The 10,295-nt window shown below is 71.2% G+C and carries 11 protein-coding genes; 4 read left to right on the top strand and 7 right to left on the bottom strand.

Annotated features, from left to right (window positions below):
- A partial coding sequence (locus tag AB0B89_RS31475) for a hypothetical protein (protein ID WP_358560055.1) occupies window positions 1–308 on the bottom strand: 308 nt, incomplete at its 3' end.
- 446 nt (window positions 309–754) lie between these two features.
- Between AB0B89_RS31475 and AB0B89_RS31480 the strand changes: the two genes are divergently transcribed.
- The gene (locus tag AB0B89_RS31480) at window positions 755–949 is read left to right on the top strand and encodes a hypothetical protein (RefSeq protein ID WP_358560057.1); all 195 of its coding nucleotides are present in this window, start codon (window positions 755–757) and stop codon (window positions 947–949) included.
- A gap of 317 nt (window positions 950–1,266) precedes the next feature.
- On the opposite strand, the gene AB0B89_RS31485 is transcribed toward AB0B89_RS31480, so the two are convergent.
- From AB0B89_RS31485 to AB0B89_RS31495, 3 genes are all read right to left on the bottom strand, one after another.
- Window positions 1,267–1,494 carry a hypothetical protein gene (locus tag AB0B89_RS31485; RefSeq protein ID WP_358560059.1) on the bottom strand — a complete coding sequence of 76 codons (228 nt, stop codon included), beginning with the start codon at window positions 1,492–1,494 and terminating at the stop codon, window positions 1,267–1,269.
- Window positions 1,495–1,694: 200 nt separating this feature from the next.
- The gene (locus AB0B89_RS31490) at window positions 1,695–2,780 is read right to left on the bottom strand and encodes an exo-alpha-sialidase (RefSeq protein ID WP_358560074.1); all 1,086 of its coding nucleotides are present in this window, start codon (window positions 2,778–2,780) and stop codon (window positions 1,695–1,697) included.
- 233 nt (window positions 2,781–3,013) lie between these two features.
- Window positions 3,014–4,345: an MFS transporter gene (locus tag AB0B89_RS31495; RefSeq protein ID WP_358560061.1), complete on the bottom strand. Its 1,332-nt coding sequence runs from the start codon at window positions 4,343–4,345 to the stop codon at window positions 3,014–3,016.
- A gap of 102 nt (window positions 4,346–4,447) precedes the next feature.
- On the opposite strand from AB0B89_RS31495, the gene AB0B89_RS31500 reads away from it, so the two are divergent.
- Window positions 4,448–5,254: an SAM-dependent methyltransferase gene (locus AB0B89_RS31500; protein ID WP_358560063.1), complete on the top strand. Its 807-nt coding sequence runs from the start codon at window positions 4,448–4,450 to the stop codon at window positions 5,252–5,254.
- A 58-nt stretch (window positions 5,255–5,312) separates the two neighbouring features.
- Here the strand turns inward: AB0B89_RS31500 and AB0B89_RS31505 are convergent, their stop codons facing one another.
- The gene (locus AB0B89_RS31505; RefSeq protein ID WP_358560065.1) at window positions 5,313–5,822 is read right to left on the bottom strand and encodes a lytic polysaccharide monooxygenase auxiliary activity family 9 protein; all 510 of its coding nucleotides are present in this window, start codon (window positions 5,820–5,822) and stop codon (window positions 5,313–5,315) included.
- A 118-nt stretch (window positions 5,823–5,940) separates the two neighbouring features.
- Window positions 5,941–7,656, bottom strand: a complete 1,716-nt coding sequence (locus AB0B89_RS31510) for a dihydroxy-acid dehydratase (RefSeq protein ID WP_358560066.1) — start codon at window positions 7,654–7,656, stop codon at window positions 5,941–5,943.
- 176 nt (window positions 7,657–7,832) lie between these two features.
- On the opposite strand from AB0B89_RS31510, the gene AB0B89_RS31515 reads away from it, so the two are divergent.
- Window positions 7,833–8,840, top strand: a complete 1,008-nt coding sequence (locus AB0B89_RS31515) for an alcohol dehydrogenase catalytic domain-containing protein (protein ID WP_358560068.1) — start codon at window positions 7,833–7,835, stop codon at window positions 8,838–8,840.
- 49 nt (window positions 8,841–8,889) lie between these two features.
- Entirely contained in the window at window positions 8,890–9,483 is a 594-nt protein-coding gene (locus AB0B89_RS31520) for a TetR/AcrR family transcriptional regulator (protein WP_358560070.1), read from the top strand.
- On the opposite strand, the gene AB0B89_RS31525 is transcribed toward AB0B89_RS31520, so the two are convergent.
- Window positions 9,480–10,295: acetate--CoA ligase family protein (locus tag AB0B89_RS31525; protein ID WP_358560072.1), on the bottom strand; the 816-nt coding region annotated here is incomplete at its 5' end. The genes AB0B89_RS31520 and AB0B89_RS31525 overlap by 4 nt on opposite strands.

Genomic DNA, 10,295 nt, shown 5'->3' on the forward strand with positions numbered 1-10,295 from the left:
GCTTCAGCGTCCACCCTCTTGGCTGCGACCGTGGTGCTTGAGCGCCAGTCGAACCACCTCCGAAGAGGGCCGCGGCCGGCGACGCCGGAACCTCCGAAGAGCACGACAGCGGCGACGCCGCGGCCTCGCAGAACCACGAGAACGGCGGGGTCGTGACGTCTGAGGGCCACGGAGCCGTCGAAAGCCACGGCGCCGGCGAGCACCTGGCCGACGAGCGGGGCGGTCCCGCCGTCCGGGGCCGGCGCGATGAAGGCGACCCGAATGACCTGCGGACTCCGGGCGAGGAGGGCATCGGCGGGGACTCTCACGGTTCCAACCGGTCGTTCCTCCTGGGCCTGGCCTGGTGGCCCTGAGCCGCCCCCACGTCCGGTATCCGTGCCGCGAGGCGGCTGCCCGCACGACCGCTCTTTTGAACCACCGCACGTCTGAGCTCCCGGCCCGACGCGTCGTCGCTTGACGGCCACGCTCGACCGGCGGTCCGGCATCGCCGGCCGCGGCCGGAGTAGGACCCCGACGTGCCGGTGCCCACCGCATGGTGCGGTGTCGGTGGGCACCGGCCGTCGGCCCGCGCTCACGCGGCCGCTTCCGGCCGCGCGCAGGATGATCGGAAGCCCCGAAATCCCGTCGTAAAGCGGCCTTGGCGGGCGAGAAGCGTATCGATAACGACTGGATAGCGACCCCAAATACCTTCGTCATTGCGAGCAGGAAAACGGCACGGACGTGAGCCGCCGCCACTGACGAGGGGTCAGCTGAAATGAGCAAGTTCGTAAAGACCATCGCCGCCCGGGTCATCATTTGCACGATCATCAGCGTTGGCGGCGCAGCGGCTGTCAGCACCATGGCCATGGCCGAGACCGCGTCCGTCACCACGGATGACACCCCCACGCCCACCCCGACGCCCACCCCCACCCCCACCCCCACGGGCGGCCACAACACGCCTTGGGGCTGACGGTCCTTTCTTTGAATGGTTCGAGTGCGGCCGGAGCATTTGGCTCCGGCCGTTTTCAGTGTTTCAGGAACAGATGCCGATGAGAAATGACCACCGCACACGCAGGGGCCCGGAATTAAGTCGTGTCTTCTTCGTTCCCACCAGCGAACAGAGGGGAATCCCATGAATAGCCGGGCTATTGCCACCCTTATCGCCGTCCTCCGGCTGACGACGGTTCATGCTGAGCCGGTACGGCTGATCACCACGCCATGAGCCCGTACGACCGAGCGGTGCGCTCCGGGTCCGTACGGCCGAGCGTGCGCGCCGGGTCCGTATGGTCAGGCGGTGAGCGCCGGGGCGGAGTCCCAGGTCGTGCCGGTGGTGCCGGCGGGCGGGGAGTCCCAGGTGGTGCCCGTGGCCGAGACGCGGGACGCGGTGTCCCAGGTGGTGCCGGAGGCGAGGGCGGTGAGGCCGCCGATGGCGACGCTGCAAGCGAGGGCCGCGGCGGCGGCGGACGCTTTCGCGGTGAAAAGGGAATTCACCAGGGATGCGGCGGGGTTCGTCATACTTTCTCTCATTCCTGAGGGCTGTGCACTTCGTCCTCGCGCAATGTGCCGCCAGGGGCGGTGTCGCCGCGCGTCACACCCTCGGATCACTCCGCCGCCACCTCACCCGGCGGACACCAACTTCCCCTGGCCGGCGCGGTGAATCCCTTTCGCCGCACCCCCGGTGCGCACGGCCATCTGGAAGAAACGTGCGGCGCCCGTCACACCACCGCCGCGCGGACGCACAGCACGTCGGGAAGATGGGCGGCCACCAGCGCCCAGGAGTCCCCCTCGTCGCGGCTGGCGTACACCTCGCCCGACCGGGTGCCGAAGTAGACCCCGGCCGGGTCGGCGTCGTCGGCGCACATGGCGTCGCGGAGCACGACCGGATAGAACGGCCCGGAGGGCAGCCCTTCGGACAGGGGCTCCCAGGTCTTGCCGGCGTCCTGCGAGCGGTAGACGCGGCAGCGCAGGTCCGAGGGGAACCGCATCGAGTCGGCCACGAGCGGGTAGGTGTAGATCACGTCTGGGCGCCGGGGATGGGCCACGATGGTGAAGCCGAAGTCGCTCGGCAGGCCGTCCGCGATCGACTCCCAGTGGGCTCCGCCGTCGTCGGAGCGGTAGACCCCGTGGTGGTTCTGCGCGTAGAGCCGCTCGGGGTTCACGGCGTCACGGCTCACCTTGTGCACGCACTGCCCGAACTCCGGGAACCGCTCCGGCATGAACGTGGCCTGGATGCCGGCGTTGCCGGCCGCCCAGGAGGCGCCGCCGTCGGCGCTGCGATAGACGCCGCCCGTGGACATGGCGACCAGCAGCGCCTCCGGGTCGAGGGGGTGGGGCAGGACGGTGTGCACGGCCTGGCCGCCGAACCCCGCCTCCCACCGGGGGCGGTGTGGGTGATCCCAGAGAGCCCGTACCAGCTCGAACGTGGCGCCGCCGTCGTCGGAGACGAACAGGGCGGAGGGCTGGGTGCCCGCGTAGACGCGCTCGGGGTGCCCCGCCGGGTCGGGCGTGAGCTGCCAGACCCGCTCCAGCGCCGTGCCGGTGTCCTCGGGGAACGCGATCGGCCGCAGCGCGGGCTCGTGCCAGGAGGCGCCGAGGTCGTCGCTGAAGGCGACGCTCGGCCCGAAGTGCGAGCTGGTCACGCCCGCCAGCAGGCGGGGTGTGGCACGCCGCTTGTCGACGCACAGGCCGTAGACCCCCGTCATCGGGAAGTGCGGGCCGCTGACGTCCCACGACGCGCGGTCGTCGTCGCTTCGGGCCAGGAACAGCCCCTTCGCGGTTCCCAGGGCCAGCAGGACGGTCATCGCGATCTCTTCTCGTTCCGACGACATGGTGACTGCGCGTAAGTATCCATCCGGTGGGACCGTTATCGGAAGGGCCGACGCGCCACTTTTTCTGGAACATGTGTTTGGATCTCGATGTTGATCAGGCTGGCTCAGGCGGGAAGATCCGATTTTCGGGGATTTCAGGGCCGGATTCCGCACTCGCAGAGCGGTGACTGGGAGGGGCCGGTCCGCGGGCGGTGGGCGCGGGCGCCTCAGCTCGCCGGCATGGCCTCCCGTTCGAGGTCGGCGTCGGTCCTCGGCCGGACGCGCCGCCTGATGGCGAGGCCGAAGGCGACGACCAGCAGGCCGCACACGCCGGACACCACGAACGGCCCCGCGGGCCGCCACGCGTCGTAGAGCGCGCCTCCGGCGGCGGAGACGATCATGATGCCGGCGGCGCCGCAGAGCGTGTGCACGCCGAACGCCGCGCCCCGCACGTCGGCGGGTACCTGCTGCGCCAGCAGCGGGCCCGCTGTCGTGATCCCGGCGATCTCCCCCACGCCGACGAGCACCGCGACGATCATCATGCCGCCTCCGAGCGGATCGGAGATGAGCAGCGTCGACAGATAGGCCGCGGCCGCGAGCGACTGGGCGAGGATGACGAGGTTCTCGCGCCGCACCCGGTCGCCCAGCCAGCCGAACAGCGGCGCGCACACCAGGGCGACGGTTTGCGAGACGCCCACCACGGCTCCCGCCCTGGCCAGCGCCTCCGCGCTCGACATCCCGCGCTCGTTGGTCGCGAAGTCGACGATCCACAGGGTCATGAACCCCACGACGACGGCGAGGTCCGCGCGGGCGACGAAGGACGCGGCGTAGGACAGTGCGACGCCCGGGTCGCGTACGAGCACGAGGCCCTCGCGCGCCAGACGGGACAGCGAGGTGCGCTCGGCGGTGGCGCTGACCTTGGCCGTGGAGAGCGTCAGCCACAGCAGCACGGCGACGACCAGGATGCCGGCCGCGATCAGCAGGAAGGCCAGCCGGGTCGCCGCCACCGGTTCGAGTCCCCGGCCCTCCAGGATCTGCGGCAGCCTGACCAGCACCAGCACGGCGACCACCGCGCCGAGCCCGCCGCAGACGCCGATGAGGCCGTACGACTTGCCGCGCGACCGGGTGCGCACGTAGTCGATCGCGATGGTCGACATCATGGCGTTGAGCGCGGCCACCCCCAGCCCGAACACCACGCGAAGGGCCACGAGGACGGCGGTGTCGCCCGCGAACGGGAACAGCGCGGTGCCGATCGCGCACAGCAGCATCCCGAGGATCACTATCAGCCGCCGGCCGAACCGGTCGGCGAGCGCGCCGTACCACGTGAGGCTGAGGATCATCGCGAGCTCCGCGGCGAAGCCCAGGAGCCCGACGGTCGTGCCCTGGGCGGACTCGGGGACGCCGAGGATCGTGGTGAGAATGTGCGGCTGGGCGGACGGGAGAAAGGAGATCACCGCCGTGCCCGCCGTCGCCATCGACAGCAGGGCCCACATGTTGCCTTTGGTGATGCCGTCGGCTAGCTGAGTGCCCAGCACGCGGCGTGTCGGGGGAGTGGACATGCGAAGATCATGACATTCTGCATTAAGTTCTTCCTCCAAAAGCTGAAATTTCAGTACTTGTTGTTAAGATCGTCATGTGGTGCCGACCAGTAGAGGACAGCGATGAATCCGGCCTCGATAGGGGGAGGTTTCGACCCAAATACCCCCAATGCGGCACGAATGTATGACTATTTCCTGGGTGGCAAGGACAACCTTCCCGCTGACCGGGAAGCGGCCGAGAAGGTCCTGCGGTTCGTCCCGGAGATCCCCATCGGCATCAGGGAGAACCGCGCCTTCCTCGCGAGGGCCGTACGCTTCCTCGCCGAGCAGGGCATCCGCCAGTTCCTCGACATCGGTGCCGGCCTGCCGACGCAGCGCAACGTGCACCAGGTGGCCGCCGAGGTCGCCCCCGACGCCCGCACGGCGTACGTCGACAACGACCCGCAGGTGCTCGCCCACGCGCGCGCCCTGTTGCAGGACAGCCCGCAGGTGCTCGTCGTGGAGGGGGACGTGCGGCGGCCGGCGGAGATCCTGGGCCGGCCCGAACTGCGCGCCCACCTCGACTTCGACCAGCCGATCGCGGTGCTGCTGCTGGCGATCATCCACTTCATCCCCGACGGCGACGACCCGGTCGGCATCATCGCGGCGATCCGCGACGCGCTGGCCCCCGGCAGCTACGTGGCGATCTCGCACGTCGCCGTCGACGAGCGCCCGCAGGCCGCGCCCGGGGTGGAGGGCGTCTACAACAACGCCTCCGCGCAGTTCGTCGCGAGGATGAGCGGGGAGATCGCGCCGTTCTTCAAGGGACTCGACCTGGTCGATCCGGGAATGGTCAACCTGCACGAATGGCGGCCGGACATTCCCGTTGTCGCGCCAGTCCTGGAAAAGGTGAAATCCTACTTCCTCTGCGGAGTCGGACGCGTTTCCTAGCCCCGCCGTACGGCCCCGCGCGGTTGGGCCGGGTGGGGCCGTACGGGAGGGGCCGGGGTTAGCTGACCTGGAGGTCGACGCAGGAGTAGAAGGCGTTCGCGGTGTCGGCGATGTTCCAGACGGCGAGGACCTTCTGGCGGCCGGTCCTGTTTCCGAGGTTCACGGTGTGGGACACCGTGGCGCCGGGCTGCCGTCCCTGGTCGTTGAACTGCGCGATCCGGGTGCTGCCGATGAAGTAGTCCCACGTGCTGGTGGCGTGGCGGGCGGTCAGCACCCAGTTGAAGGTGACGGTCTTGCCGACGCTCGTGGCGGGCCAGTTCTTGCTCTCGTCGGCGAGCTGGGCGAAGCGGGCGACGCCGCCGTTGCAGCTCTTCAGGCCCTTCGGTCCTTCCACGCTCTGCGGCTCGTAGATGATCTCACCGCAGTTGGGGACGCGGCCCTGGGCGCACATGGCCTGCCGGCTCGCCGGCGAGGAGATGTAGCCGTGGGCGAGGGCGGGGGAGGCGACGAACACCGTGGCCCCGATGGCGAGCACCGCGGTGGCGAGGAAAGTGATCGTTCTTCGCATGTCCTGCTCCTTCTGTGGGGGGTGAGGACAATTGTGTAAGAAACTTTCCTAAGAGTAAATCCTGGCCTGACAAGATTTTCTCAGGTCAGTCATGGTGTGCTGCCTGCCGGGGAAGGGGTCAGTGCGACTCCCTTGCCACCTCGTCGCCGCTCGACCCGAGCAGGAAGTCCAAGTCCGCCCCGGTGTCGGCCTGCATGACATGGTCGACGTACAGCCGCTCCCACCCCCGCGACGGGTTCGCGAAGGCCTGGGCGGCGGCGGGCGAGGGGCTCCGCGCGGCGAACTCCATGGCGGGCAGGTCGACGTCCAGCCGCCGGGCCTCCACGTCGAGCACGATGGGGTCGCCCGTGCGGACCAGCCCGAGAGGCCCGCCGGCGGCCGCCTCGGGAGCGACGTGCAGGACGACGGTCCCGTACGCCGTGCCGCTCATCCGCCCGTCGCAGACCCGGACCATGTCCCTGACGCCGCGCGCGAGCAGCTTGGGAGGCAGGGGGAGGTTGGCCACCTCCGGCATCCCGGGATAGCCGCGCGGCCCGCACCCGCGCAGGACCAGCACCGAGGTCTCGTCGACGTCGAGCGAGGGGTCGTTGAGCCGGGCGCGGGCGTCCTCGACGCTGTCGAAGACCAGGGCGCGCCCGCGGTGCCGCAGTAGTTCGGGCGAGGCCGCGGCCGGCTTGATCACCGCTCCGTGGGGCGCGAGGTCGCCGCGGAGCACGGCGATGCCCGCGTCTTCGAGCAGCGGCCTCTCACGGGGCCGGATGACGTCCTCATCGAAGATGCTCGCGTCGCCGAGGTGCTCGGTCAGGGGAGTGCCGTCGACCGTCATCGCCTCCGGGTCGAGCAGGTCCCTGACCTCGCGGAGCACAGCGAGCAGGCCCCCCGCCCGGTACAGGTCGTCCATCAGGTGACGCCCGGCGGGCAGCAGGTCCACCAGCAGCGGCACCCCGGCCCCGGTCCGGTCGAAGTCGTCGAGGCTGAGGTCGACGCCGAGGCGGCCGGCGATCGCGAGCAGGTGCACGACGGCGTTGGTCGAGCCCCCGATCGCGGCCAGGGTGACGACGGCGTTGAGGAACGAGCCGCGCGTGATCACATCGCTGGGACGGCGGCCCTCGGCGATCATGCCGACGACCAGGCGTCCGGTCGCGTGTGAGAGTTCGAGCAGCCTGCTGTCGGGGGCCGGGGTCCCGGCGATTCCGGGAAGCGACATGCCGAGGGCCTCGGTCACCAGGGCCATGGTCGAGGCCGTGCCCATGGTGTTGCAGTGCCCCCTGCTCCTGATCATCGACGACTCCGACGCCGTGAACTCCCTCTGCGTGAGCGTGCCCGCCCGTACCTCCTCGCTGAGCCGCCACACGTCGGTGCCGCATCCGAGGGGGTGGCCCCTGAAGGTCCCGGTGAGCATGGGGCCGCCGGGGACGACGACGGCGGGCAGGTTCACCGACGCGGCGGCCATCAGCAGCGCCGGGATCGTCTTGTCGCACCCGCCGAGCAGCACGACGCCGTCGATCGGGTTGGCCCGGAGCATCTCCTCGGTGGCCATGGCGGCCATGTTGCGCCACAGCATCGCGGTCGGGCGGACCTGGGTCTCGCCGAGGGAGACCACGGGCAGGTTCAGCGGCACGCCGCCCGCTTCCCATATGCCGTTCTCCACGGCGCGCGCGACCTCGTCGAGGTGGGCGTTGCACGGGGTCAGCGCGGAGGCGGTGTTGGCGATGGCTACGTGCGGGCGGCCGTCGAAGGCGTGGCCGGGAAGCCCCCGGCGCATCCAGGCGCGATGGATGTAGGCGTTGCGGTCGTCGCCGGCGTACCACTGCTGACTTCGCTGTCCAGTCATGGGGTGATCTTCCCCGAATTGGAGCGTATGTCTACATTGTGAAATACATCGGCCTGAGCCATCGCCCGACGGCTGTGGCCCAGGCCAGGCGGAGAGGTTCCCATGCGCGTCGTCCCGGCCCGTGCCGGCGGACCCGACCGGTCCGCGGTTCCCGTCATGCCCGAGACGAGCCGGCGATGAGGGCCCTCGTACTGCGCGGGCCCCGCGTGGCTGGGGTCGAGGAGGTGGAGGCCCCCGCGCCCGGCGCCGGGCAGGTCGTCGTGGACGTACACCGTGTCGGGGTGTGCGGCACCGACGTCGAGCTGTTCACCGGGAAGATGGCCTACTACGCCCAGGGCAAGGCGGCATTCCCCCTGCGCCCCGGCCACGAGTGGTCCGGCGTCGTGTCCGCCGTGGGCTCAGGCGTCGAGGAGGGCTGGCTCGGAGCCCGCGTCATCGGCGACACCATGCTCGGGTGCGGCGACTGCCCGCGCTGCCGTACCGGGCACGGGTACGTGTGCGCCGCCCGGCACGAGGTCGGCATCCTCGGCGGCTGGCCGGGCGCGCTGGCGGAGAAGGTACGCGTTCCCGCCACGAGCCTGCACCGCCTCCCTGACTCGGTGGACGACCAGACCGGCGCCCTCGTGGAGCCCGGAGGCAACGCCTGGCGCGCCGCGACGGCCGCGAACGCCGGCCCGGGGGCCCGCGTCCTGGTCTGGGGGCCGGGGACCATCGGCCTGCTGACGGCCGCGTTCGCGCTGGCGGCGGGCGCCGAGGTCCACGTGCTCGGGCTCGACCGCCGCAACCAGGACCTGGCGCTCAAGCTCGGCGTCGAGAGCTTCTGGACGCGCGACGAGCCGCCCGGGGTGACGTTCGACGCGATCGTGGACTGCACCGACGACCCCCGCACCCCGCCCGCCGCCCTGGAACTCGTGCGGCCGTCCGGACGCGTCGTCCATATCGGGCTGTCCAGCACGCCCAGCCTGATCGACACCCGCGAACTGGTGCTGAAGGACGTCACCGCCATCGGCGTTCTCGGCGGCTCTCCCGGCCTGGCGCCCGCCATCGAGCACTACGCCGACGGACGGGTGACGCCCGGCGTCCTGGTCGCGGACACCGTCGGGCTCGACCGGGCGGCCGACGTGCTCGCGGGCGCGTACGAGGGGGGCCACGGGACCAAGATCCACATCGATCCCCGGCTCTGACGCGCCGTGCGATAGTTGTCCGGCCGATCACGACGGAACCAGGGGAGCCATGCCGCGTCCGAGTGTCGAGGTGGAGCGCCGGGAGCAGATCCTGCTGGCGGCGTGCCGGGTGATGGCCGAAGTGGGCCTGCGGTCCCTGCGCATCGGCGACGTCGCCAAACGGGCGGGCACCAGCCACGGCACGGTGCACTACTACTTCGACACCAAGCGCGACCTCGTCCACGAGGCCTTCGCCTTCAACTTCCGGCGCTCGCTCGACCGGCGCCGTCCGATCCTGGAAGCGGCGGGCGATCCGCTCTCGCGGCTGCGCGCGTTCGTCGACTCCTACCTTCCCGGCGACGACCCCGAGACCGTGCTCGCGTGGCGGGTCTGGATCGAGCTGTGGAACGAGGCCCTGCGCGAGCCCGACCTGCGCGAGCTCAACGAGCGGGTGTACGGCGAGTGGCGGCGGGTCGTCGCGGACATCCTGCGCGACGGCCAGGACCGAGGGCAGTTCCGCGACGGCGACGCGGTCGGCACGGCGAACGTGCTCATCGGCATGATCGACGGCCTGGCCATCCAGGTGCTGCTCGGATCGCGAGACATGACCGGCGACCGGATGCGCGCGACCTGCGACACCTTCCTGCGCGGCCTGGAGACCTAGGCGGCGCCGGGGCCGATCGCGGCTGGAAACCTGGCTTGGGTCCCGGCGGGAAACGGCTGGTGCCCGGATGAGAACACGGCCAGCGCGTCCACGGCGAGTACCCCGTCCAGGGCGGCCCGAAGCGGGTTCACCTCGCACTCGGTGACGTCCGGGCGCTCCGCCACCAGCCGTGACACCCCCGCGATCGCCTCGGCGACCGCCTCCACCGCGACCGGGGGACGGCCGCGCCAGCCCGCGAGCAGAGCGTGGCCGCGCAGCCCGCGCAGCATCTCCAGAGCCTGGGCCGGCGTGACGGGGGCGAGCTCTATCGCGACGTCGCGATAGAGCTCCGCCTGGACGCCGCCGAGCCCGGCGAGCACGACCGGACCGAACGACGGGTCTCGCCGCCCGCCGACGATCAGCTCGACGACGCCGGGCCGCGCGTCCATCTCCTCCAGCACGTAATCGCCCTCGCCCAGCCGCGCGACCATGGCTCCGAGTGCCTCCACCGCCGCCCCGGCGTCCACCAGCCCGAGCGCCACGCCGCCGAGGTCGCTCTTGTGCTCCAGCCAGGCCGCCTTGAGGGCGTACGGCGCGCGCAGCCTCCCGGCGGCGGCCATCACCGACGCCGCGTCGCGTACGGGCAGCGCGCCCGCGAACGGCACCCCGTAGGCGGCGAGCGCGTCGCGCGCCGCCAGATAGGCCGGGCCCCGCACGGGGGGCGCGACCCGGTCGTCAGCCAGCTCAAGGCGGAGATGCGCAAGCTTGAGGGCCCCGCGCGCGCCCAGAAGTACAAGGAGATGGGCGGCACCAACACCCCCAAGCGCAGGCAC

This window comes from Sphaerisporangium sp. NPDC049002 (assembly GCF_040649355.1).
Taxonomy (GTDB): Bacteria; Actinomycetota; Actinomycetes; order Streptosporangiales; family Streptosporangiaceae; genus Sphaerisporangium.